Genomic DNA, 22,819 nt, shown 5'->3' with positions numbered 1-22,819 from the left:
GTCTCCACTGTTGAGGTTGTTCCGTTTCTTGTTGTTGGAGCCCCGCAAGATGCCTTTCGGAGCCCGGTCGCGAAGCCCCGCTCCTAGTCGGAAAGCGGGGTCGGTTTCGGCAGGGAAATCTTGAGATCGCTTCGCCAATCCTGCTGAGCCAGCCATCGATGGAGGGCGGCCACCGCCTTCACGCGCAGATGCCCGCGCGGGACGACAAGGTAGAAGCCGGGGACCTCCTCCGGTCTCATATCGGCAATGGCGTCGCGGCCGATCGGCGCCACCAGCGTGCCAGACCGGAAATCCTCCTCGGCGTCGATGACGGAGACCAGGCCCACACCGATGCCTTGCAGGGTCGCCCGGCGCATGGTCGCCGCGTCGTCGAAGCTGACGCTGCGGTCGCCCTCCGTCAGCTCCACTCCGAGGTGATGCAATATGTCCGGCCACAGGCGCTTCGACTTGACCGTGTCGAGTAGCGTGAACCGCGTCAGATCCTGCGCCGACTTGATCTTCTCGCCGATCGCCGGCGTGCAGCAGATGATCTTCGGGTCCGGCACCAGCAGCGTGGTTTCGTAGTCCGGCCAGTTGCCGTAACCCCACTGCACCGTCATATCGATGTCGTCGCGTCCGAAGTCGGGCAGGTCGACCATCGTCGTCAGGCGAAGGTCCGCGCCCGGCAGGATCTCGCGAAACAGCGAAAGCCTGGGCAGCAGATAGTGCGTGGCGAAATATGGGCTCGCATTGAGATTGATGCGGTCCCGGTAGTTCGATTTGGTGACGCGGCGAACGCCTTCCGAAAACTCGTCGAAGCCGGCCTTGACGTAGTGCGAGAGAAGGATCGCCGACTCGGTCAGCTCGATCGACCGGCCCTTGCGCTCGAACAGCGTCACCTGAAGCGTGTCTTCCAAGAGCTTGATCTGCTGTCCGACGGCCTGCGGCGTCACCAAGAGCTCATCGGCAGCCTGCCGGAAGCTCTTGTGCTGCGCGACGGCGTGGAAGACCCGAAGCGCATTCAGCGAAGGAAGGCGAAGCTTGCCGGTCATGGTGAAGTCCGCCTCCTTTCGTTCGAGACTCCGTTGATCATGCACTGCTGTGTTTCAGATGCCGCCGGCTTCTGAAGTTCGATTTACGCGTAAATGTAACCGCCTGAGACAATTACGTTTTCGCCGGTCATGTAGGTGTTCTTGGGTCCGCCGGTCATCAGTACCCATTCGGCGATCTCGGTGGGCTCGGCGCCGCGGCCGAGCGGGCTTGCCTTGGCGAGCTCATCGAGGAAGCCGAGGGCCTTTGCCTTCTCCGTGGCCATGCCGGCCGGCGCTACGGAGTTCACCAGGATGCCGTCCTTGGCGACGTGATGGGCGAAGGAGCGCGTCAGGCTGACGACGGCAGCCTTGGTCGCTGCGTAGTGGGCGTTCTGCGGATGCGCCTTGAAGGCGTCGACCGAGGTCAGATTGACGATGCGCCCGCGCACATGGGCTTTCGGCTCCTGCGCCTGCATGTGGCGAACGGCCGCCACCATCATGTGGTAGGTGCCCTTGATGTTGATGCCGTTGGAAGCGTCCCATTCGGCGTCGCAGATTTCGAGGAGCGGTCGGCGGGGATAGATCGCGGCGCAGTTGATCAGCGTGTCGACGCGTCCGAGCTTTTCAACGACGGCATCGAAGGCCGCATGGCACTGCGGGCCGATCTGGATGTCGCACGTTGCGGTAGCAGTCGGCAGGCCCTTGGCCTTTGCGGACTCCAGCGCGGATTCGGCGGCATCCTGATTGATGTCAATGATGCCGATCTTGGCCGCCCCGGCCTCCACGGCCATGCGGGCAAGAAGCGCGCCGAGGCCGGCGCCGCCGCCAACGATCAGAACGGAAAGGTCTTTCATTCCAGTCTTCCTTACTTGGTGCCGCTCGGCGAAGTCGGCCAGGTCGGCATGATGTCGAAACGGGTAACGTCGGCCCATGCGGGCAAGGCGAGCAGCGCGACGACCATCCTGGCCACGTCGTCCGGCTGCACCACCTTTCCGGCGTACATCGCCGCCCGGGCGTCGGCGTCTAGGATGTCTTTGTAGAGCTGCGTTTCGACACGGCCGGCGACGATCTCGGTGACGCGTATGCCGGACGGGGAGAGATCGGCGCGCAGCGCGGCGGCAAAGCCGGAGATCGCCGCCTTGGTGGCTGCATAGACGGCAATGTTGGAAAATGCAGCGTGGCCCGCGATGGAGCCAGTGAACAATATGTGGCCGGATTGGCGCTCGCGCATCTGCGGCACGACGAGACGGGTGAGCAGGATCGCCGCGCTGAGGTTCACCTCCAGCGTGGTATCGATGTCGGCGATCTTCATGTCGGCGAAGTTGCCAAGAGGCGGCATGATGCCGGCATTGTTGATCAGCACGTCGATGGTGAGATCGGCAAGGACCGATTCCAACGCCTCGCGGTCGGTGACGTCGACGGCAATGGGGATGATGCCTGGACGCTCGGCCTGCAGCTCTTTCAGCGCCGCCTGGCTGCGGCCGACCGCATAGACGTCGTAGCCCGCGTCGCTCAACGCGATGGCGATGGCTCGCCCTATGCCGCTCGTCGCACCAGTGATGAAGGCTGTCGTCATCTGAGCTTCCCCGATTGCCTGACCGTCAGTGTGCAGGCCTTGGCCGATGCCGCGAAACCAAGAAAAGCAGCAAAAAGGAAAGATAAACTTTCGAAAGGCTTTCCGGCAGTGAAACATTCCACGCTGCCTACGCGATCTCCAGGGGCTGCAAACCAAGGGAAAACAATGCCTTCGGCGCGCGGGGAAGGGTTCTCGGCCGTCGGTGGAACAAAAACACGGCTTTCGCGATCGCCCGGGCAGGCCGCATTCAGCGCCCGCGCGAAGGGATCGAAATCGTCGCCGCTTATCCGGCCGTCGGCACAGGCCTTTTCATTTTGGTGAAGAGCGAGGCCGCGGCAGCCTTTTGCTCCGCGTCCGTTGCTTCGACGCCTGAAGCCCGCGCCAGGGCGCGCACGCGTCCCAGGCTGTTGTGCAGATGCTTGCGCATGGCCTGGCGGGCCTTGCCGCCGTCCTGCCTTTCGATGGCGTCGACGATGGCTTTGTGCTCGCTGTGGATGCGCGCGTAGTAACTGTCCTTGAGCGTCGGCTCGACCACATAGCCGAGCTGGAGACGCGGCACGATCATCGGCCCGAGATAGGCGAGGAAGCCGTGGATGAATTCGTTGCGCGCAGCCTTGGCGATCGCGAGATGGAAATCGTAGTCGTAGTGGATCTGGACGGCGGCGGGGTCGGCCTGCCGGGCGTCGATCTCATCCATCATGGCCCGGATATCGCGGGCCTCCTTGTCGGTGCGGCGTTCCGCGCAGAGCCCTGCGGATTCGACTTCGACGCTCAACCTGAGCTCGAGCAGCGCGATGGTTTCCGGCAAAGTCCGGAGCGCCTCGTCCGGTATCGAGAAATTGCGCGGCACCGGCGTTTCGCTGACGAACATGCCGCGCCCCTGTTGCGGCACCACCATGCCTTCCGAGCGCAGCCGCGCCACCGCTTCGCGCACGACGGTGCGGCTGACGTCATACTCCGCGCAAAGCTCCGCCTCGGTCGGCAGTTGCGCGCCGGGCTGCAACTCACCGGAGCGGATTTTTTCGGCCAGGCTCTCCGCCACGACGGTGGAAAGCGGCTTGCGCTTCGTCATTTAGGTCCGTCCGTTCAAGTTCAGATTCGGGATGATGCCCGATCCGGCAAGACCATTCAAACCGGCGTCTGCCGGATGGGGTTGCCCTGCAGATACTGCGTGTAAGGCGCCTGAACGAGCCAGCCGGCATCGACGGGAAGCGTGACGCCGGTGATCGAGGCGGCGCGATCGGAGCAGAGGAACAGGGCCGCCGCGGCGACATCGCGCGGCTCGACGAAGCGGCGCAGCGCCGTAGTGGCCTGGATCGCTTCCGGATTGCGCTCGCCCTTGGCGATCCTGGCCTTCAGCCCATCCGAGAGCGTGTAACCCGGCGCGACCGCATTGACGCGAACGCCGTGTGGACCGAGCTCGGCCGCCAGGATCTGCGTCAGCGCCAGCACCGCGTGTTTCCCGGGCGTGTAGGCCGGCAGCGACAGCGGCGCGAAAGAGGCGAGCGAGCCGACATTCAGGATCGCGCCGCGCCCGGCGGCCGACATCAGCCGCCCGAACACCTGACAGCCGAGCAGCGTGCCGCGGTAGTTGATCCGCCACATCTTCTCGTCCTCGTCGAGATCCTGGTCGAGCACGTGCTTGCCGCTCTGCAGGATGCCGGCGCAGTTGACCACGACGTGAGGTGTGCCGAACGCGTCGCTGACAGACTGCGCCAGCGCTTCGACGGATGCGGGACTGCCGACATCGGTCTGGACAAAGATGGCGCGTGGCGCGCCCGCACTCTCGCAGGCGGCGGCCGCCTCCTTACCTCGGACGGTATCGCGGCCGGCGACGACCACCTGATAGCCGTCCTCGGCGAAGCGCAGCGCGATGGCGCGGCCGATGCCGGACGTGCCGCCGATGACGACGGCTGTCGACGTCTCAGCCATTGCGGCGGTCCTTCCGCTCGATGTCGAAGAATGCGGCCATGGCTTCGACCTGGAAATCCATCATCGGCCGTCCGGGCTGGATGCGACAGCCGATCTCCTTTGCCGCCTTGAGCAGGGCCGTCTCGGCCGGCTCCATGATGATGTCGACCACCGTCATCTCCGGCGTCAGCCTGCTTACATCCATCGGCAGCGGATCGGTGGGCTTCAGGCCGGACGGCGTGGCGTTGATCGCCATGTCCATTCCGGACGGATCGGGTTCTCCAACCTCGATGCGGCAATTGGGGAACGACTTGTTGACCAGCGAAGCGAGTTTTTGCGCACGCTCCTTGTCAATGTCGGCCAGGCGGATTTCCGCCGCGCCTTCCTCGGCCAGGCAGTAGGTCAGCGACGATCCGGCGCCGCCGGCGCCGACCTGGAGGATGCGCCTGCCGGCGATCTGGTGTCCGCCTGCCTTCAAGCCGTCGATGAAGCCGACGCCATCGAAATTGTCGGCGTACCAGCTGCCATCCGCTTGCCGGCGCACCGAGTTGGCGCTCTGCACGCGGGCGGCGCGGTCGTGAGCCGCCGCGCATTTGTGGTAGACCGGGACCTTGTACGGCACCGAGATGATGACGCCGCGGATGTTCTCGACCGCGGTGATACCGGCCCAAAACGTGTCGAAATCTTCCGGACGGCAGCTCAGCGGCACCATCAGGCTGTCGAGCCCCTTCTGCTCGAAGATATCGTTGAAGATGCCGGGACTCTTCGCGTGGCCCACGGGATGGGCCAGCATCACGAAAACGTCGGCCTTGCCGGTTCCGCGCATCGGTTCACTCCTTTTCCGTTGACAGTTCATGATCGCTCAGGGCCTCGAGGGTTCGCACGAGGGACGAATGGTCGGCGTCCGCGCTGCCCGTGACGATCTCGTGCCCGGCATCGGCGAGGTGCCGCGCCATCGGCGCGCCCATGACACCAAGTCCGATGAAGCCAATTTTCATGCCCGAACTCCCGCGTGGCGTCAGAGCGTCTTGCGGCTCAAGTAAGACATATGATATAGGACATCATACAAATTTCAATGCATCTTTTTTCCAGCTGGAGATCGAACGCAAATGCAGGAGCGCGTCAATTCGCTGAAGGCGGCCGCACAGGCCGGCCGGGCTCATATCGGCATCTGGTGTTCGCTGGCATCGGCCCTCACCACCGAGGTCGTGGCGGGCTCCGAAGCAGGCTGGCTGCTGATCGACGGCGAGCACAGCCCGAACGATTTGCGCAGCATCATGGCGCAGCTTCAGGTGGCGGCGGCATTTGCCTGCGAAGCCGTGGTGCGCCTGCCGTCGGACGATGCCAACTTGATGAAGCAGGCGCTGGACATCGGCGCCCGCAGCCTGATGATCCCGAATGTGCGGACGGCGGATCAGGCGCGCAGCATCGTCGCGGCGATGACCTATGCTCCGGGCGGCTTCCGCGGCTTCTCGGTCGGCCACCGCGGCAACGCCTTCGGCCGCATCGCCGGCTATCATGCCAAGGCCCGCGAGCAGCAGCTTCTGGCCGTGCAGATCGAGGATGAGACCGGCGTCGCCAATGCCAGTGAGATCGCGGCGGTCGACGGGGTCGATGTTCTCTTCGTAGGCCCCGGTGACCTTTCCACGAATATGGGCGCGATGGGCAATCCCGGCGCGGCGCATGTGCAGGAGGCGATCGCATCCGTGCGCAGGGCCGCGGCTGCGGCAGGCAAAGCCAGCGGCATCCTGGCGCCGATGAAGGCCGACGCGGACCGCTATCTCGCCGACGGCTTCACCATGTTTGCCGTCGGATCCGATCTCGGCTTGCTGGCGCGGGGCTCGGATGCCCTGATCGCATCGTTCAACCAGTAGAGCGGAGACAGCCGTGGCAATCCCTCCCTACAAGGCACCTTCGCGCAGCGCGTATGACATCGTCATCGTCGGCGGCGCGGTCATCGGCTCGTCGACGGCCTATTGGCTGAGTCACGCGCTGGGCAACCGCGCCTCGATCCTCGTGGTCGAGCGCGACTCGAGCTACGAGTTTTCCTCGACCGCGCTCTCCACCAGCGCCATCCGCCAGCAATATTCCAATCCGATCAATGTGAAGATCAGCCAGTTCGGCATCGAGATCATCCGCGGCTTCCAGGAGCGGATGGCTCCGTTTTACACGAATGAGCCGGCCCCCGATCTCGGCTTCAAGGAACACGGATATCTCTATTGCTGCTCGCCCGAGGGCGTGGAAGCGGCGCGCGAACGGGTCGAGTTGCAGCGCAGCCTCGGCGCCCACACGGTCTTCCTCGAACCCGGTCCGCTGAAGGAACGCTTCCCGTGGCTGAATGTCGACGACCTCGGCGGCGGCTCCTGGGGCGCTCGCGAAGAGGGCTGGTTCGATTCCATGGGCCTGCTCAACGGGTTCCGCCGCGCCGCACGCGGCAGCGGCGTCGAGTACATCGACAATGCGGTGACCGGACTGGATATCTCCGAGGGCCGAGTTATTTCGGCCCGCCTCGCGACCGGCCAGACGGTCAACTGCGGAACCCTGGTCAATGCCGCCGGCCCACGAGCGCAACAGGTCGCTGCCATGGCCGGGCTATCCATCCCGGTCGCGCCCTACAAGCGCTACAGCTTCGTGTTCGCCAGCGCCAACCCGATCCCGGGCCGGATGCCCAATGTCATCGATCTTTCCGGCACGTTCGTGCGTCCCGAGGGCGAGCTTTTCCTTACCGGCAACACGCCGCAGGGCGACGGGCCAGCCGATTACGACGACTTCGACATGCATTTCGAGGAGTTCGACGACTACATCTGGCCGGCGCTGTGGCACCGCATTCCGGCCTTCGACGCCTTGAAGGTCCAGACGAGCTGGACCGGTCACTATGAATACAACATGCTCGACCACAACGGCATCGTCGGCTTCCACCCGGAAGTGAAGAACTTCATGTTCGCCAACGGATTCTCAGGGCACGGCCTGCAGCAGTCGCCGGCCGTCGGCCGGGCGGTGTCCGAGCTGATCCTGCATGGCGCCTTCCAGACGCTCGACCTGTCGCCGTTCTGCTACGAGCGCATCCCGCGCAACGAGCCGCTCCTCGAGGAAGCGGTGATCTGAGTGGCCTTCTGATTCACTCCGCCGCCTGCACCTGACGGGCGTCGATGATGGCCCTGATCTCAGAGCGGCACGAGCCGCAGTTGGTACCGGCGCGCAGCGTCGAGCCGATCGCCTCCAGACTGTCGCACCCCGAAGCGACCGCCGAGGCGAGTTGGTTGACGCCGACATGGAAGCACGAGCACACGACCCGTCCGATCGCGGGCATCGGCGCCGGCGAGCGACCTGATAGAAGGGCATGACGATCGGCGGCCGACAGCGGCTGGCGCGCGGCCAAGAGCGACACCAGCCAGTCCCGCATCGGCAACTGGTCCGGAGCGGCAACCAGCAGGGCTTCGGCCATGGCGCCGCTTTCGTCGATCGCAGCGGCGCGATAGGCGAGGCCGCGGCGATCCGTGTACTCCAGAAGCTGGTCCTGCTGACGGACGCCGAGCAGCTTGCGTGCCAAGAGAATGCCCTGGTCCGGCGGCTCGGTTCCGGTCAGCTCGTAGACCCAGCCGCCCTCGACCGCGTACCGGCTCCAGTGGACAAAGCCCGTCGGCCGCAGATCGCGTCGCGTGATGAGGACACCGGCCCAGCCGGTGTGTTCGCGCACGATTCTCGCCGGGACATGCTTGAGCTCCGGCTGGCCGGAATGCGGATCGGTGACGGGCGAGGACAATAGACCCGCCGCAGCCTTGGCTGCAAAATGGCCGCTCCAATGCATGGGCATGAAGGCTTGGCCGCGCCGCTGCGCTTCCGTCAGGTGTACCTTTGCGCGGACGAAGCCGAAGCGCGTCGAAAGATGGGCGAGGTCGCCGTCCTTGAGATGGTGCGCGGCCGCATCCGCCGGATTGAGATCGACCGCGGGCTCCGGCGTGTTCGCCATCAGGCGCGGCACGTTTCCGGTGCGCGTCATGGTATGCCACTGGTCGCGCAGCCGGCCCGTGTTCAGGGCAAGCGGATAGTCGGCATCGACCGTGAAAGCCGTTGCCTCCTGTCGCACCGGCACGAAACGCGCGCGGCCGTCCGGCGTCGGGAAGCGGCCATCGGCAAACAGTCTCGTCTGGCGCTCGTGTCGGTCCGGCGTGGGCCAATGGCGCGGCGCAAAGGCGGCGTAGTCCGCGTCGCTGAGATCGGCGAGCCCGCCGAGGTCGAACAGGCGCTCGCCATTGTTTTCGAAGATGGATAGCGCGGCATGCTCGCGGAAGATCTCGGCCGGCGCCCGGTAGGCGAAGGCATCGCCAAAACCCATGCGGGCGGCTACCTCGCAGACGATGCGCCAATCGGCTTTCGCTTGGCCGGGTGGCGGCAGGAACGGCCGCTGACGCGAGAGGCGCCGTTCCGAATTGGTGACCGTGCCGTCCTTCTCGCCCCAGGCGGCCGCCGGCAGCAGAACGTCGGCATAGCGTGTGGTGTCGGTGCGGGTGATATCCGAGACAGCGACGAAATCGCATTTGGACAGAGCGGCGCGCACGCGCGAAGCGTCCGGCATGCTGACGGCGGGATTGGTGCCCATCACCCACAGGGCCTTGATGCGGCCGTCAGCAACCGCCTGGAACATGTCCACGGCCTTCAGGCCGGCGCGCCGCGCAATGTCGGGCGCGTTCCAGAAGCGGGAGACCCGGTCGATGTTGGCCTCATCCGCGAAATCCATATGCGCGGCAAGCTGGTTGGCCAGGCCTCCCACCTCGCGGCCGCCCATGGCGTTCGGCTGACCGGTGACCGAGAACGGCCCCGTGCCGGGCCTGCCGATGCGGCCGGTGGCGAGATGGCAGTTGATGATGGCGTTGACCTTGTCGGTTCCATGCGCCGACTGGTTGACGCCCTGGCTATAGACAGTGACCGTCCGCTCGGTCTCGGCGAAGAGATCGTAAAAGGCCTGGACATCGGCGGCAGCCAATCCGCAACCTTTCGCGACGCGCGCGATCGACGGCGCATCGGCACCGGCCAGCGCGGCCGCGGCGTCGAAGCCGGACGTGGAATCGCGGGTGAAATCGGCATCGATCTTTTCGGCTTGCACCAGATGCGCGAACAGGCCGTTGAACAGAAGCACGTCCGTGCCGGGATCGAGCGCCAGATGCAGGTCGCACTCGTCGGCCGTGGCGGTGCGCCGAGGATCGACGACGACGATCTTCGTCCCACGCTCTCTCCGCGCCGCAAGCATGCGCTGGTAGAGCACGGGATGGCACCATGCAGTGTTGGAGCCGGTGAGCACGATGAGATCGGCGCACTCGAAATCCTCATAGACGCCGGGAACGATATCCTCGCCGAAAGCGCGGCGGTGGCCGGCGACGGACGAGGCCATGCAGAGCCGCGAATTGGTGTCGATATTGGCCGAGCCGATGAAGCCCTTCATCAGCTTGTTGGCGACGTAATAATCCTCCGTGAGCAGCTGGCCGGAGACGTAGAAGGCCACCGAGTCCGGTCCATGCTCGGCAATCGCCTGCGAGAATTTCGAAGCCACGAGATTGAGCGCTTCGTCCCAACTCGTCTGCCTGCCTTGGATTTCCGGCTGCAGCAAACGGCCTTCGAGGCCGAGCGTCTCGGCAAGCGCAGAACCCTTCGAGCAAAGCCGCCCGAAATTGGCCGGGTGCTCGGGATCGCCGCGGACGGTCGTCTTGCCGTCCGCGGCGATCTCGGTCAGCACGCCGCATCCCACCCCGCAATAGGGGCAGGTGGTCCTCACCTTGCGTGCTTCTTCCATGCCTCAGGCCGCTTTCGAGGCCAGCGCTTCAAGCGCGATGAAGAGCCGCTCGCCCTCGACCTTGACAGGGATGGTCCTGACCGAGCCTTCGTCGGCGCCGAGCGCCTTGCCCGTCTCCAGCGAGATCACCCAGTTATGCAGCGGGCAGGTCACCGCAGCGCCGTGGACGATGCCCTGGCTGAGCGGCCCGCCCTTGTGCGGGCAGTGGTCGTCGATGGCGAAGACCTGGTCGTCGGCCGTGCGGAAGACCGCGATCTTGCCTTGCGGGGCGGCCACGCAACGCGCGCCGCGCGGTGGGATGTCGGAAAGGGAGCCGATTGCGATCCAGTTCATGTTGTTTCTGTCCTGTCGGCTCACTCGGCCGCCTCCGCAAATCCAACCGACGCCATCGGCCGGAACTCATGCTTGTCCTTGCCGGAGACACGCTCCGACCACGGGTCGACCTGCGCGAATTTCTGGGAGAAGACGAAGCGGTCGAAGAGACTCCTGCGGCGCTCGGCGTCGTCCAGGATCTGCCGTTTGATCTCGGCGGTGCCGATGCGCTTGGCCCATTTGTAGATGCGCTCCAGATAGCGCGCCTGCTCGCGATACATTTGGACGAGCGCCACGATCACCTCCAGCGCCTCGTTCTCGGTCTTCACCAGGCCGAGCACCTCGGTGCCCTTGATGTCGAGACCAGCGGCGCCGGCGAAGTGGATCTCGTAGCCGCTGTCGACGCAGACCACGCCGACATCCTTGCAGGTGGCTTCCGCGCAGTTGCGAGGGCATCCCGACACCGCCATCTTTACCTTGGCCGGCGTCCAGGAACCCCACATGAATTTCTCGATGCGGATGCCGAGCCCGGTCGAATCCTGCGTGCCGAAACGGCACCAGTCGGAGCCGACGCAGGTCTTCACGGTGCGCAGGCCCTTGGCATAGGCATGGCCGGAGACGAAGCCGGCCTTGCCGAGATCGGCCCACACCGCCGGCAGGTCTTCCTTGCGGATGCCCAGCATGTCGATGCGCTGGCCGCCGGTCACCTTCACGGTCGGGATGCGGAACTTGTCGACCACGTCGGCGATGGCGCGCAATTCGTCGGCGCTGGTCACCCCGCCCCACATGCGCGGCACGACCGAATAGGTGCCGTCCTTCTGGATGTTGGCGTGCACGCGTTCGTTGATGAAGCGCGACTGATAGTCGTCGGCATATTGGTCCGGCCAATCGCAGACCAGATAGTAGTTGAGCGCCGGCCGGCATTTGGCGCAGCCGCAGGAGGTCTTCCATTCGAGCTCCTGCATGACGGCCGGAATTGTCTTCAGGCCCTTCGCCTTGATCAGGCGTCGCACGTCGTCGTGGCCGAGGCTCGTGCAGCCGCACATGGGTTGCACCGCCGCCGGATTGTAGGCCTCGCCGAGCGTGAGTTTCAGCAGTTGCTCGACCAGACCCGTGCACGAGCCGCACGAGGCCGAGGCCTTGGTATGGGCGCGCACGTCGTCGAGCCCGGTCAGCCCTTTGCTTGTGATCGCACCGGTGATCTTGCCCTTGCAGACGCCGTTGCAGCCGCAGATTTCCGCATCATCCGCCAGTGCCGCAACGGCCGCCAAAGGGTCCGAGGAAGCGCCTCCCTGGAACGCCTGTCCGAAGATCAGCGTGTCCCGCATCTCGGAGATGTCCGTCGCCTCCTTCTTGAGGTCGTTGAACCAGGCGCCGTCGGCGGTCTCGCCGAACAGCACCGTGCCGATGATGCGGTTGTCCTGCAGCACGACGCGCTTGTAGATGCCCGCGGATGCGTCGCGCAGGATGATCTCCTCGCGATCGTCGCCGTCGGCGAAGTCACCCAGCGAGTAGAGGTCGATGCCGGTGACCTTGAGCTTGGTCGGCGTGTCGGAATGGACGAAGCGCTTGTCCTCGCCGTCCGTCAGCCTGGCAGCCGCTACGCGGGCCATCTCGTAGAGAGGCGCAACCAGCCCGTAGACATGGCCGCCGACCTCCGCGCATTCGCCGAGCGCCATGATCGCCGGATCGGAGGTCTCCATACGGTCATCGACGACGATGCCGCGGTTCACCTCCAGCCCTGCGTCCTTGGCCAAGGCGCTGTTCGGGCGGATGCCGACCGCCATCACGACCAGCGTTGCGGGGATGACCGTGCCGTCCATGAGCTCGACGCCCTCGACCTTGCCGTTGCCGACAATGGCCTTGGTGTTGGCCTTGGTCATGACCTTGATGCCGCGCGCCTCGACGGCCTTCTGCAGCAGGTAACCGGCGGCCGGATCGAGCTGGCGCTCCATCAGCGTCGGCATGACGTGGAGCACGGTGACGTCCATGCCGCGTTCCTTGAGCCCGGCCGCGGCTTCCAGCCCGAGCAGGCCGCCGCCGATGACGATCGCCTTGGCGCGCGACTGCGCGGCAAGCAGCATGGCGTTGACGTCGTCGAGGTCGCGATAGGTGAGCACGCCGGGCAGGTCCTTGCCCGGCACCGGGATGATGAAGGGAACCGAGCCGGTGGCGATGACGAGCCTGTCGTAGCTCTCGGTCACGCCGCGGTCCGAGGTGACGGTCTTCGCGTCCCTGTCGATGGCGACGATCCTGTGGCCCTTGTAGAGGGTGATGCCGTGCTTGATGTACCAGCCGTCGCCGTGGATGACGATTTCATCGAATTCCTTCTCGCCCGAAAGCACCGGCGACAGCATGATGCGATCGTAGTTCACGCGCGGCTCGGCGTTGAAGATGGTCATGGCGTAGCGGTCGGGTGCTGCTTCCAGCAGGTGCTCGAGCATCCTGCCGGGTGCCATGCCGTTGCCGATGATGACGAGTTTTTCGGTCATGTCGGTCTGCTCCGATCTATTCGGCGGCATAGGAGAGGGCCGCGGTCTCGACCTCCGCCGCGCGCTGCATCCGGCGGATGGAGAGGTGCATCCAGAGCAGGCACGAGACGACGATGAGGAAAAGCAGCATGAAGCAGCTCGACCAGACCCCGCTGAGGTCGTTCAGTGCGCCGAAGGCGATCGGCAGGATGAAACCGCCGAGGCCGCCGATCATGCCGACGACGCCGCCGACCGCGCCGACGCTCTGTGGATAGTAGACGGGGATGTGCTTGTAGACGGCGGCCTTGCCGAGGCTCATGAAGAAGCCGAGCACGAAGGCGACAGCGATAAAGGCGAGCGGGCCAATCTCGAAGTGGAAGGGGATCGGCCCGCTGATGCCGCGCACGACGTAGTCTGCCGAGGGGAGAGACAGAACGAGGGTCGCGACGGCACAGACCGTGAAGGTCGAGTAAAGGACTGTGCGCGCGCCGATGCGGTCGGAAAGCACGCCGCCATAGGCGCGGAAGATGCTTGCGGGAATTGAATAGGCGGCGCCGACCATGCCGGCGGTGGCGATGCCGAAACCGTAGACGCCGATAAGGTAGCGCGGCAGCCAGAGCGACAGCGCCACGAACGCGCCGAAGGAGAAGAAGTAATAGAAGGCGAAGCGCCAGACCTGCAGGTTCTTCAGCGGCGCGAATTCCTGCCAGAAGCTCCTCGCCGGCGCCGCCTTGCCGGCGCGGCGCTCGCGGATGACCGGATCGTCGTCGGTCGTGAACCAGAACACGGCGGCCATGACGACCAGCGCCGCGGCCCAGATCAGCGCGACCGACTGCCAGCCCCAGGCAAGCAGCACCAGCGGCGCCAGGAACTTGGTGACTGCGGCGCCGACATTGCCGACGCCGAAGATGCCGAGTGCGGTGCCCTGTTTTCCGGCCGGGAAGAAGCGCGAGACATAGGCGACGCCGACAGCGAAGGAGCCGCCCGCGAGCCCGACGCCGAGGGCTGCGATCAGCATCTGCTCATAGGTATGTGCGAAGGCGAGCAGGAAGGTCGCGAGGGCCGCCGCGAGCATGGTCACGGTATAGACCAGACGGCCGCCATAGCGGTCGGTCCAGACGCCGAGCACGATGCGCACGAGCGAGCCGGTCAGGATCGGCGTACCGACGAGCAGACCGAATTCGGTCTCGTTGAGGCCGAGCTCCTGCTTGATGCGCACGCCGATGATGGAAAAGATCGTCCACACCGCGAAGCACACGGTGAAGGCGATGGTGGACATGACGAGCGCCTGCCGGGAGCTACTGTCCTGGCTGGGCGCGGCTGGGAGGTTTGCGGTCATGGTCGGCTCCGGTTTGCGGCGTGGGAGGCGCCGCGTGTTGTGTTGATCAGAGGCTCGGCATCAGTCAGCGCGGCGAGGCCGGGATTTGCGCGGTCACTGGCGTGCCCTCCGTTTCGTGGCTGGCGGGAAACAGCAGGAGCGCGGCGATGAAGAGCGCCGCCGTCAGGGCGCTGCTCGCCAGGAAATCGCGGCGGGTGAAGTCCTTCAGCGAAGCGCCAGTTCCGATCCGTTTCGTCATCGTCGTCTCCGGTTGGCGCCGCTTGGGATCGGCACCGTCGATTTTCGTGTTCGGGTCCAAAACAAAAAAGCTGCCGTCCAGGCCTCTCGCGTCCGTGCATCCGGGATCGCGTGGTGACCTGAGCGGCAGCTTTGCCTGTGGCGCCCGCCATTGGACGCCGTGTCTCTTGGTCCTTGCGGACCTGCATTCTCAAAAGCAGGAAGCGTGCCAATTCGACAGCGCTCAAAATTGTTGAATAAAATCAATGCCGCGCAACTTTTAACCGAGGCCGGCGGCGGGTCAAAGATTAATCAGAGTGCCTTGCATAGCAGCATAATATTTGTGCAATGCGGTAGATTGCCCGATGCCGGTGCAGATTGCCCATGCCGCCAATGACGGGTTTCTCGGTCATGGCGCTACTCCGCGGCTTCGACGAAGCGGTGGCGTTCATAAAGGAACTTCAGCACCGCCTCGCGGCAGCGCAGGAAGGTGCGGTCGGAGGCAAGCTCGATTCGCCGGCGCGGCCGGGCGAGCGGCACCGAAAGCACTTCGCCGATGGTGGCCGCCGGACCGTTGGTCATCATCACGATGCGGTCGGACAGAAGCACCGCCTCGTCGACATCGTGGGTGATCATGATCATGGTCGAGCCCAGCCTGGCGTGGATGTCCATCACCGCGTCCTGGAGATGGGCGCGGGTCAGCGCGTCGAGCGCGCCGAACGGCTCGTCGAGCAGAAGGATCTTCGGTTCCATGGCGAGCGCGCGGGCAATGCCGACGCGCTGCTTCATGCCGCCGGAAATTTCGGCCGGGCGCTTGTCCCTGGCATGCGCCATCTGGACGAGGTCGAGGTTGCGCATGATCCATTCATGCCGCTCGGCCCGGACCTTTGTCCGGCCGAAGACCTTGGACACAGCGAGGTTGATGTTCTCGTAGACGGTGAGCCATGGCAAGAGCGAGTGGTTCTGGAACACCACGGCGCGCTCCGGTCCGGGGCTGTCGACCTCCTTGTCCTCGAGCAGCACGGCGCCCTTGGAAACCTTGGTCAGCCCGGCGATCAGGTTGAGCAAGGTCGACTTGCCGCAGCCGGAATGGCCGATGATGGAGACGAACTCGCCCTTGTCGATGGTGAGCCTGATGTCCTTCAGCACCTCGCTGACCTGGCTGCCGCGCGCGAAGGATTTGTCGATACGGTCGAGCTTCAGATAGGCGGTCATCGCGCCCTCCTCACTTTGCCGTTGTGCCGCGGGTAACGAAGGCGCCGACCGTCGCGACCAGCCGGTCGAGGCAGAAGCCTGTGACGCCGATATAGACGAGCGCGACGATGATGTCGGGCAGCCGCGAGGAATTCCACGCGTCCCAGATGAAGAAGCCGATGCCGACGCCGCCGGTCAGCATCTCGGCGGCGACGATGGCGAGCCAAGAGAGCCCGATGCCGATCCGGAGGCCCGTGAAGATGTAGGGCGCGGCGGCCGGCACCATGATCTTGACGAAGAACTCGAGCTGGTTGAGCCGCAGGATGCGGGCGACGTTGCGGTAGTCCTCTGGGATGTTGCGCACGCCGACTGCGGTGTTGATGATCACTGGCCAGATCGAGGTGATGAAGATCACGAACAGCGCCGACGGGTTGGAGTCGCGGAAGGCGGCGAGCGACAGTGGCAGCCAGGCGAGCGGCGGCACGGTGCGCAGGATCTGGAACACCGGATCGAGGCCGCGCATCGCCCAGACCGACTGGCCGACCAGCGCGCCCAGCGCCACGCCGACGACGGCCGCCATACCGAAGCCGATGGCGACGCGCTGCAGCGAGATCAGCACCCGCCAGGCAAGGCCGATATCCTGCGGGCCGTTGTCGAAGAACGGATGCGCGATCAGGTCATAGGCCTCGCTCCATACCTGGCTCGGCGGCGGCAGGCTGGCCGTCGGCGAGGAACAGGCGATCTGCCAGACGACGAGCAGGATGAGGATGACGACGGCCGGCGGCACCAGCGCCGTTGCCAGCCGGCCGACGATGGCGAGCGGGTCGATGCGGCGCCTCGCCTTTGCGGTGAAGGCGATGATCTCGGCGGGCTTTACCGGAAACGCCTTCACCTTGGTGTCCTCGACGGTTTGGATGGACATGTCGTAGAAAAACTCCGTGGCAGGTTCTGGCGACGACGGCGCGAAGGCGCCGTTTGCGCTTAAGCCGATGCCTTGATCTTCAGGCTGTCGAGATAGGCGGACGGGTTGGCCGGATCGAAGGTCTTGCCGTCGAAGAAGGTCTCGACACCGCGAGACGAGGAGGCCGGGATGTCGCTTGCCGCGACGCCCAGGTCCTTGGCCGCCTCGCGCCAGAGATCCTCGCGGTTGACCTGGTCGACCAAGGCCTTGATGTCGGTGGTCGGCGCGAACTTGCCCCAGCGGATGTTCTCGGCGAGGAACCAGGCATCATGGCTCTTGAAGGGATAGGAAACCCCGTCCTTCCAGAACTTCATGTAGAGGTCGGTGCCCTTGGCGACGCGGCCGTTGCCGTAGTTGATGTCGCCCTTGAGGCGGCCGATGATGTCGGCGACGGGCACGTTCATCCATTGCCGCTTGCCGATGATGGAGGCCATCTCCTCCTTGTTCTCCATGGCATCGCACCATTGCTGGGCTTCCATGACGGCCATCAGGATCGCCTTGGTGGCGTTCGGGTTCTTCTCGATGAAGGCGGCGCGCAGGCCGAGCGCCTTTTCCGGATGGCCCTTCCACAGCTCGCCCGTGGTGGCGGCGGTGAAGCCGATGCCCTGGTGGACGAGCTGCTCGTTCCACGGCTCGCCGACGCAGAACACGTCCATATTGCCGACCTTCATGTTGGCCACCATCTGCGGCGGCGGCACGACGATGGTCGAGACGTCCTTGTTGGGATCGATGCCGCCGGCGGCCAGCCAGTAGCGTATCCAGAGGTCGTGCGTGCCGCCCGGGAAGGTCATGGCAGCCTTGACTTCCTTGCCGGCGGCCTTCTTGGCGGCGAAGGCTTCCTTGAGCTTGGAGGCGTCGAGGCCGACCCCGGTGGCGGCATATTCCTGCGCCACCGAAATGCCCTGGCAGTCGTAGTTCAGCCGCGCCACGATCGCCATCGGCATCGGCTGGTTGTTCTGCGTCACCTTGCCGGTGTGCATGAGATAGGGCAGCGGCGTCAGGATATGGGCGCCGTCGATGCCGTTGGCCTCGCCGCCGAGCATCAGATTGTCGCGCGTCGCGCCCCAGGAGGCCTGCTTCAGCACCTCGACATCGGGCATGCCATACTTGGCGAACAGCCCCTTCTCCTTGGCGATCATCAGCGGCGCCGCATCGGTCAGCGCGATGAAGCCGAGCTTGGCGGCGGTCACTTCGGGCGCGGCGGTCGCCGCATAGGCGCCCGAGGGCAAGATCTTGCGCGCCGCCACGAACAGCCCCGCCGTCAAGGCGCTTCTGGCAAGGAAGTCGCGACGCGTCATGCCCTTGAGGGTCGTTCCAGTTCCGATCCGTCTCGTCATCATCATCTCCATTGGGCGCCGCTTGGGACCAGCGCGTCGATTGCGTGTTCGGTCAAAACAAAAAGCTGCCGGCCAAGCCGTGCGCGTCCGTCCATCCGGGATCGCGTATCGACCTGAGCGGCAGCTTTGCCTTTGGCGCCCGCCATTGGACGCCTGTTCCGTGACTCCTGAGGAGCCTGCCTATTGCAAAGCAGGATCTGTGCCAGTTTCGGACTGGATGAAAAACATCAATTAAATCAATTATATGATACAATGGTGCGCGCGCCGATCCGCAAGGCGAGCAGGGCAAAGATTGTTCATTAGCGCAAGCGCACGCATAAATTTTGTGCAATGCACAAGATTGGCGCGCAAATAATCAGGCGCGTTTCTGGCCGGCGATGTAGGCGTCGATTTTGTCCGGATCGAAGATCTGGCCGTCGAAGAATCCGTCGGGGCCGAGCACAAGGCTCGCTCCGGCCGAGCCGACTGGCGTGGCGATCTTCAGCGCGCCCTCGACCTTGGCATTGGCGCCGGGCAAGGCCACGCCGAGCGGCTTCAGCGCCGAGCGGTAGAGGTCGGGCCGATAGCAGTCGCGGGCGATGGCCAGGTTCTCCGGTGTGTGCGGCAACTGCCCCCAGCGCACCATCTGCGTGTAGAACCACAGCGCATGGCTCTTCCAGGGAAAGTTCGCCGCCTTGTCGAAGGGCAGGAAGAAATCCTCCACGCTCCGTTCCGCGCCGCCGCCCAGTTGAAGGCGTCCGGTAAGGACCGGCATCTGGATCGCCTCGGGCTGCCCGAGGAAGGCGGGCCTGGCCATCAGCGCGGCCAAGTCGCCGCGGTTTGCCGGATCCTGGCACCAGCGGGCGGAATGATGCAGCGCCCTCAGCAGTGCCGCCAGCGCGTCCGGATTTTCCTCGGCCCAGGCCCTGCGCACGCCGATCACCTTTTCCGGGCTGTTACGCCACAGCAGCGCCTTGACGGTGACGATGCGGCCGGTGCCGGCTGCGACAGCGGTGCTGTTCCAGGGCTCGCCGACGCAATAGCCGTCGATGCGGCCTGCGGAGAGCGCATCGGCCATGAAGGGCGGCGGCACAATGACGATCTCGATATCGCGGTCGGGATCGATGCCGCAGGCGGCGAGCCAGTAGCGCAGCTCGTAATTGTGCCCGGAATGCGGGTGCACGACGGCGAAGCGCAGCGGCTCGCGGCCAGCGGCCGCCCGCTCGTGGATCAGCGCGCCAAGCGCCGCGCCGGCGCGCGCCGGATCGAGGTCGGGTGCGGCCCCATGCGCCGCCATGCCTTGCCACACCGCGTTGGAGACGGTGACGCAGTTGCCGCCGAGCCCGAGCGAGAAGGGCACGATGGTCTCGGACGCAAGCGGCGTGAGGCCGAGGCTGCAGGCGAGCGGCATCGGCCCCAGCATATGGGCGACATCGAAATGGCCGATGGCGATGCGGTCGCGAATGTTGGCCCAGGAGGTCTCGCGATGCAGCTTGAGTTCGATGCCCTCGCGAGCGGCAAAGCCCATCTCGCCGGTCGCGACCAGAACGGCGCTGTCGAAAAGGGGCATGAAGCCGGCGGTGATCTCGTGCGCAGCAGTCATGCTCATTCGCCCTCCAGCGGACCCAGCAGCCCCGCCGCCGTCACCAGGCTTTGGGCGATATCGGCGATCTTGCGGTTCTGGTTCATCGCGGTCTTGCGCAGAAGCGCGTAGGCAGCCTCCTCGCTCAAGCCGCGCGACTTCATCAATATGCCCTTGGCCCGATCGATGACCTTGCGGTTCTCGAGCTCGCTTCGCGCCTCCTCCAGTTCGCGCGCCATGCGCGAGAAGGCATTGAAGCGGCTGATGGCCATGTCGAGGATCGGCTTGATGCGTTCCTTCTTCAGCCCGTCGACCACATAGGCGGACACACCGGCATCGACGGCCGCCTCGATCGAGGCCTGGTCTGAGCGGTCGACGAACATGGCGATCGGCCGTTTCACCGCGCGCGAAAGCTGGAACATGTTCTCCAGCATGTCGCGGTTGGGATTTTCGAGATCGATGACGATGACATCCGGCTCGATCTCGGCAATGCGCCTGGCGATACCGGCCACGTCGTGGACCACGGTGACATGGCGATGGCCGGCGTCCCGCAATCCGGCCTCGATGATCGAGGCACGGATGCGGTTCTCGTCGATAACAAGGATGGTCAACGAACCGGCGGACATGCGCCTATTGTGCAGCCGGACCAGAATTGTGCAATGCGGCAATGCTGTCCGAGGCGAAGTTTGCCGCGCCCATGCGCCTTTTGTGAAATCCAGGTATTTGGGCCTGCGGATTTTCGAAGATACCCCGTTCGCTGGCCCAAAATGGTCAAAAACGTATCAGTCGGCGCGGCGTGGCGAGGTGGCGGTCATCCCTGGTCGCCGTTATCCTGTCCCTAGATGAGCCAAACAAACGGCCGCGGTTCGAAGGCTGAAGCACCCCGACAGCCTCCGGGAGGAAGCATGGGACCCGATCTGGAAGTCATACAGATAAGGCCTGGCGAGTCATTCGCGGTGAAATGGCATGGCTATCCGTACCATACGGTGCGCTGGCATTTTCATCCCGAATACGAACTGCATCAGATCGTCGCGACCAAGGGCCGCTATTTCGTCGGCGACTTCATCGGCGAATTCGAGATCGGCAATCTCGTGCTGGCCGGTCCCAACCTGCCGCACAACTGGATCAGCGAGGTTCCAGAAGGCCAGTCCGTTCCGCTGCGCTGCAGGCTGATCCAGTTCAGCGAGGAATTCATCGGCGGCGCGATCTCGACCTTTCCCGAGCTTAGCGCTGTTTCCCCGCTGCTCGACCTCTCGCGGCGCGGCGTCCTGTTCAGCAAGGGAGTGAGCAGGGAGGTCATGCCGTTGATGGCGGAGATCACGCATGCCTATGGCGTGCACCGGATCAGCCTTTTCATGTCGATCATGGAAGCGCTGAGCCGCGAGAGCGCGCCGCGCGTGCTCGCCAGCGAAAACTATGTGCCGGATCCATCGGGATACATGTCGGCGGGCATGAACCAGGCGCTCGCCTATATCCGCGAGAACCTGACCCAGCAATTCAACGAAGGCGATCTTGCCGCGATCGCCGGGCAGACGCCGAGCGCGTTTTCGCGCTCGTTCCGCAAGCACACCGGCATGTCGCTGCTGCAATACATCAAGCGCCTGCGCATCAATCTCGCCTGTCAGATCCTGATGAGCGACGAGCAGGCGCAGATCTCGGACATCTGCTTCGAGGTCGGCTTCAACAATCTGTCGAACTTCAATCGCCAGTTCCTGGCCGAGAAGGGCATGCCGCCTTCGCAGTTCAGACGATTGGTTGCAGACAATTTCGCGGCCGCGCGCGCCGCATAGAAAGGAGTTCGGGAGGAGAAACAAGCCTTAAACAATAGCCAAGATCAAGCGATGGATCGCGCAAGCGAACCAACGACGGACGAGTATTGCCTCGTGTCATGCCAGCGGGAGGAAGCCGTGAGGCTGCTGCACGAGTTCGTTAGACTTCCGATCGGACAGCGCGAGCAGACATCCGCGGCCCGGCATCGGGGGTCCGTTCACAACAACGGGAATGGAGAAGACCTTATGTCCAGATATATGTCCAGACTGACTGCGGCCGCCTTGGCCGTCTCGGGCCTCGCTCTCGGCGCGACCTTTGCCAACGCGCAGGATATCGCCGGTTCCACGGTCGCGTTTCTGATGCCCGACCAGGGCTCGACGCGTTACGAAGAGCATGACCATCCAGGGTTCGTCGCCGAAATGAAGAAACTCTGCGACAGCTGCAAGGTGCTCTATCTCAACGCCGACGCCGACGTCACCAAGCAGCAACAGCAGTTCAACTCGGTCATCACCCAGGGCGCCAAGGTTGTCGTGCTCGACCCGGTCGACTCCGCGGCGGCGGCATCGCTGGTGCACAATGCGCAGGCTCAGGGCGTCAAGGTCATCGCCTATGACCGTCCGATCCCCACCACCAAGGCCGATTTCTACGTGTCATTCGACAACAAGGCCATCGGCAAGGCGATCGCCGCCTCGCTGGTGGAGCATCTCAAGGCCAAGGGCGTGTCGAGCGACGGCGATGTCGGCGTGCTGCAGATCAACGGCTCTCCGACCGACGCCGCGGCCGGCCTGATCAAGGACGGTATCCACGACGGCCTCAAGACCGGCAGCTACAAGACGCTCGCCGAGTTCGACACGCCGAACTGGGCGCCGTCGAATGCCCAGCAATGGGCGGCGGGGCAGATCTCGCGCTTCGGCAACAAGATCGTCGGCGTGGTCGCCGCCAATGACGGCACGGGCGGCGGCGCCATCGCGGCGTTCAAGGCCGCCGGCGTCGATCCGGTGCCGCCGGTGACGGGCAACGATGCCACGATCGCCGCCTTGCAGCTCGTTATTGCCGGCGACCAGTACAACACTATCTCCAAGCCTAGCGAAATCGTCGCCGCGGCCGCGGCGAACGTTGCGGTGCAGCTTCTCAAGGGCGAGACTCCGAAAGCCGAGACGACGCTCTACGACACGCCCTCGCAGCTCTTCGTGCCGGCGGTGGTGACGCAGGAGAACCTCAAGGCCGAGATCATCGACAAGAAGATCCAGACCGCCGCGCAGCTCTGCACCGACCGCTACGCCGAAGGCTGCAAGAAGCTCGGCATCGAATAAGGAGCAATGCCGCTCCGGCGGCATTGTCTCCAGAGCGATGCGGCGCAAGCCGTATCGTCT

General features: G+C 64.7%; 20 protein-coding genes and 1 pseudogene. 4 read left to right on the top strand and 17 right to left on the bottom strand.

Features of this window, described 5'->3' with window-relative positions; all coding sequences use genetic code 11:
- Window positions 1–83 precede the first annotated feature (83 nt).
- From AU465_RS02035 to AU465_RS37615, 7 genes and pseudogenes are all read right to left on the bottom strand, one after another.
- Window positions 84–1,031 (bottom strand): LysR substrate-binding domain-containing protein, encoded by a 948-nt coding sequence (locus AU465_RS02035; protein ID WP_192243519.1) that lies wholly within the window; start codon window positions 1,029–1,031, stop codon window positions 84–86.
- A gap of 83 nt (window positions 1,032–1,114) precedes the next feature.
- The gene (locus AU465_RS02030; protein WP_192243517.1) at window positions 1,115–1,864 is read right to left on the bottom strand and encodes an SDR family NAD(P)-dependent oxidoreductase; all 750 of its coding nucleotides are present in this window, start codon (window positions 1,862–1,864) and stop codon (window positions 1,115–1,117) included.
- 11 nt (window positions 1,865–1,875) lie between these two features.
- A complete protein-coding gene (locus tag AU465_RS02025) occupies window positions 1,876–2,586 on the bottom strand; it encodes an SDR family oxidoreductase (protein ID WP_192243515.1) in 711 nt (236 codons plus the stop codon).
- 283 nt (window positions 2,587–2,869) lie between these two features.
- Window positions 2,870–3,658, bottom strand: a complete 789-nt coding sequence (locus AU465_RS02020; protein WP_192243513.1) for a FadR/GntR family transcriptional regulator — start codon at window positions 3,656–3,658, stop codon at window positions 2,870–2,872.
- A 56-nt stretch (window positions 3,659–3,714) separates the two neighbouring features.
- On the bottom strand, window positions 3,715–4,518 hold the full coding sequence (locus AU465_RS02015) for an SDR family NAD(P)-dependent oxidoreductase (RefSeq protein ID WP_192243511.1): 804 nt from the start codon (window positions 4,516–4,518) through the stop codon (window positions 3,715–3,717).
- On the bottom strand, window positions 4,511–5,323 hold the full coding sequence (locus AU465_RS02010) for a shikimate dehydrogenase family protein (RefSeq protein WP_192243509.1): 813 nt from the start codon (window positions 5,321–5,323) through the stop codon (window positions 4,511–4,513). Before AU465_RS02010 ends, AU465_RS02015 begins: the two co-directional genes overlap by 8 nt.
- A gap of 88 nt (window positions 5,324–5,411) precedes the next feature.
- Window positions 5,412–5,495, bottom strand: a pseudogene (locus tag AU465_RS37615) (NAD(P)-binding domain-containing protein); the annotation flags it as partial.
- 111 nt (window positions 5,496–5,606) lie between these two features.
- Here AU465_RS37615 and AU465_RS02000 point away from each other — a divergent pair.
- Both AU465_RS02000 and AU465_RS01995 read left to right on the top strand, forming a co-directional pair.
- A complete protein-coding gene (locus AU465_RS02000; protein WP_192243507.1) occupies window positions 5,607–6,371 on the top strand; it encodes an HpcH/HpaI aldolase family protein in 765 nt (254 codons plus the stop codon).
- Window positions 6,372–6,384: 13 nt separating this feature from the next.
- A complete protein-coding gene (locus AU465_RS01995; protein WP_192243505.1) occupies window positions 6,385–7,602 on the top strand; it encodes an NAD(P)/FAD-dependent oxidoreductase in 1,218 nt (405 codons plus the stop codon).
- A gap of 13 nt (window positions 7,603–7,615) precedes the next feature.
- On the opposite strand, the gene AU465_RS01990 is transcribed toward AU465_RS01995, so the two are convergent.
- From AU465_RS01990 to AU465_RS01945, 10 genes are all read right to left on the bottom strand, one after another.
- Window positions 7,616–10,285 carry a nitrate reductase gene (locus tag AU465_RS01990; protein ID WP_192243502.1) on the bottom strand — a complete coding sequence of 890 codons (2,670 nt, stop codon included), beginning with the start codon at window positions 10,283–10,285 and terminating at the stop codon, window positions 7,616–7,618.
- 3 nt (window positions 10,286–10,288) lie between these two features.
- Window positions 10,289–10,618 (bottom strand): nitrite reductase small subunit NirD, encoded by a 330-nt coding sequence (nirD, locus tag AU465_RS01985; protein WP_192243500.1) that lies wholly within the window; start codon window positions 10,616–10,618, stop codon window positions 10,289–10,291.
- 20 nt (window positions 10,619–10,638) lie between these two features.
- The gene (gene nirB / locus AU465_RS01980; protein ID WP_192243498.1) at window positions 10,639–13,089 is read right to left on the bottom strand and encodes a nitrite reductase large subunit NirB; all 2,451 of its coding nucleotides are present in this window, start codon (window positions 13,087–13,089) and stop codon (window positions 10,639–10,641) included.
- A 16-nt stretch (window positions 13,090–13,105) separates the two neighbouring features.
- On the bottom strand, window positions 13,106–14,407 hold the full coding sequence (locus AU465_RS01975; RefSeq protein WP_192243496.1) for an MFS transporter: 1,302 nt from the start codon (window positions 14,405–14,407) through the stop codon (window positions 13,106–13,108).
- A gap of 64 nt (window positions 14,408–14,471) precedes the next feature.
- Window positions 14,472–14,645, bottom strand: a complete 174-nt coding sequence (locus AU465_RS01970; RefSeq protein WP_192243494.1) for a twin-arginine translocation signal domain-containing protein — start codon at window positions 14,643–14,645, stop codon at window positions 14,472–14,474.
- A gap of 395 nt (window positions 14,646–15,040) precedes the next feature.
- On the bottom strand, window positions 15,041–15,838 hold the full coding sequence (locus AU465_RS01965) for an ABC transporter ATP-binding protein (protein WP_192243491.1): 798 nt from the start codon (window positions 15,836–15,838) through the stop codon (window positions 15,041–15,043).
- A 10-nt stretch (window positions 15,839–15,848) separates the two neighbouring features.
- Window positions 15,849–16,739, bottom strand: coding sequence for a nitrate ABC transporter permease (gene ntrB, locus AU465_RS01960; protein WP_192243489.1), 891 nt, complete (start codon window positions 16,737–16,739; stop codon window positions 15,849–15,851).
- Window positions 16,740–16,798: 59 nt separating this feature from the next.
- Window positions 16,799–18,115, bottom strand: a complete 1,317-nt coding sequence (locus AU465_RS01955) for a CmpA/NrtA family ABC transporter substrate-binding protein (protein ID WP_192243487.1) — start codon at window positions 18,113–18,115, stop codon at window positions 16,799–16,801.
- Between the two features lie 355 nt (window positions 18,116–18,470).
- On the bottom strand, window positions 18,471–19,697 hold the full coding sequence (locus tag AU465_RS01950) for a CmpA/NrtA family ABC transporter substrate-binding protein (RefSeq protein WP_192243573.1): 1,227 nt from the start codon (window positions 19,695–19,697) through the stop codon (window positions 18,471–18,473).
- 2 nt (window positions 19,698–19,699) lie between these two features.
- Window positions 19,700–20,302: an ANTAR domain-containing response regulator gene (locus AU465_RS01945; protein WP_192243485.1), complete on the bottom strand. Its 603-nt coding sequence runs from the start codon at window positions 20,300–20,302 to the stop codon at window positions 19,700–19,702.
- A gap of 279 nt (window positions 20,303–20,581) precedes the next feature.
- Between AU465_RS01945 and AU465_RS01940 the strand changes: the two genes are divergently transcribed.
- Both AU465_RS01940 and AU465_RS01935 read left to right on the top strand, forming a co-directional pair.
- A complete protein-coding gene (locus AU465_RS01940; protein ID WP_192243483.1) occupies window positions 20,582–21,466 on the top strand; it encodes an AraC family transcriptional regulator in 885 nt (294 codons plus the stop codon).
- 225 nt (window positions 21,467–21,691) lie between these two features.
- On the top strand, window positions 21,692–22,759 hold the full coding sequence (locus tag AU465_RS01935; RefSeq protein WP_192243481.1) for an ABC transporter substrate-binding protein: 1,068 nt from the start codon (window positions 21,692–21,694) through the stop codon (window positions 22,757–22,759).
- The last annotated feature ends 60 nt before the right edge of the window (window positions 22,760–22,819 follow it).

Source organism: Mesorhizobium silamurunense, from assembly GCF_014843905.1.
GTDB lineage: Bacteria > Pseudomonadota > Alphaproteobacteria > Rhizobiales > Rhizobiaceae > Mesorhizobium > Mesorhizobium silamurunense.
This window is presented reverse-complemented; position numbering and strand designations above follow the sequence as displayed.

What these genes read in the sequence shown, in the direction of transcription:
- AU465_RS02035 (WP_192243519.1), bottom strand. Translation starts at nt 1,031, where the DNA reads ATGACCGGCAAGCTTCGCCTTCCTTCGCTGAATGCGCTTCGGGTCTTC.
- AU465_RS02030 (WP_192243517.1), bottom strand. Translation starts at nt 1,864, where the DNA reads ATGAAAGACCTTTCCGTTCTGATCGTTGGCGGCGGCGCCGGCCTCGGC.
- AU465_RS02025 (WP_192243515.1), bottom strand. Translation starts at nt 2,586, where the DNA reads ATGACGACAGCCTTCATCACTGGTGCGACGAGCGGCATAGGGCGAGCC.
- AU465_RS02020 (WP_192243513.1), bottom strand. Translation starts at nt 3,658, where the DNA reads ATGACGAAGCGCAAGCCGCTTTCCACCGTCGTGGCGGAGAGCCTGGCC.
- AU465_RS02015 (WP_192243511.1), bottom strand. Translation starts at nt 4,518, where the DNA reads ATGGCTGAGACGTCGACAGCCGTCGTCATCGGCGGCACGTCCGGCATC.
- AU465_RS02010 (WP_192243509.1), bottom strand. Translation starts at nt 5,323, where the DNA reads ATGCGCGGAACCGGCAAGGCCGACGTTTTCGTGATGCTGGCCCATCCC.
- AU465_RS02000 (WP_192243507.1), top strand. Translation starts at nt 5,607, where the DNA reads ATGCAGGAGCGCGTCAATTCGCTGAAGGCGGCCGCACAGGCCGGCCGG.
- AU465_RS01990 (WP_192243502.1), bottom strand. Translation starts at nt 10,285, where the DNA reads ATGGAAGAAGCACGCAAGGTGAGGACCACCTGCCCCTATTGCGGGGTG.
- nirD (WP_192243500.1), bottom strand. Translation starts at nt 10,618, where the DNA reads ATGAACTGGATCGCAATCGGCTCCCTTTCCGACATCCCACCGCGCGGC.
- nirB (WP_192243498.1), bottom strand. Translation starts at nt 13,089, where the DNA reads ATGACCGAAAAACTCGTCATCATCGGCAACGGCATGGCACCCGGCAGG.
- AU465_RS01975 (WP_192243496.1), bottom strand. Translation starts at nt 14,407, where the DNA reads ATGACCGCAAACCTCCCAGCCGCGCCCAGCCAGGACAGTAGCTCCCGG.
- AU465_RS01970 (WP_192243494.1), bottom strand. Translation starts at nt 14,645, where the DNA reads ATGACGAAACGGATCGGAACTGGCGCTTCGCTGAAGGACTTCACCCGC.
- AU465_RS01965 (WP_192243491.1), bottom strand. Translation starts at nt 15,838, where the DNA reads ATGACCGCCTATCTGAAGCTCGACCGTATCGACAAATCCTTCGCGCGC.
- ntrB (WP_192243489.1), bottom strand. Translation starts at nt 16,739, where the DNA reads ATGTCCATCCAAACCGTCGAGGACACCAAGGTGAAGGCGTTTCCGGTA.
- AU465_RS01955 (WP_192243487.1), bottom strand. Translation starts at nt 18,115, where the DNA reads ATGACGAGACGGATCGGAACTGGAACGACCCTCAAGGGCATGACGCGT.
- AU465_RS01950 (WP_192243573.1), bottom strand. Translation starts at nt 19,697, where the DNA reads ATGACTGCTGCGCACGAGATCACCGCCGGCTTCATGCCCCTTTTCGAC.
- AU465_RS01945 (WP_192243485.1), bottom strand. Translation starts at nt 20,302, where the DNA reads ATGTCCGCCGGTTCGTTGACCATCCTTGTTATCGACGAGAACCGCATC.
- AU465_RS01940 (WP_192243483.1), top strand. Translation starts at nt 20,582, where the DNA reads ATGGGACCCGATCTGGAAGTCATACAGATAAGGCCTGGCGAGTCATTC.
- AU465_RS01935 (WP_192243481.1), top strand. Translation starts at nt 21,692, where the DNA reads ATGTCCAGATATATGTCCAGACTGACTGCGGCCGCCTTGGCCGTCTCG.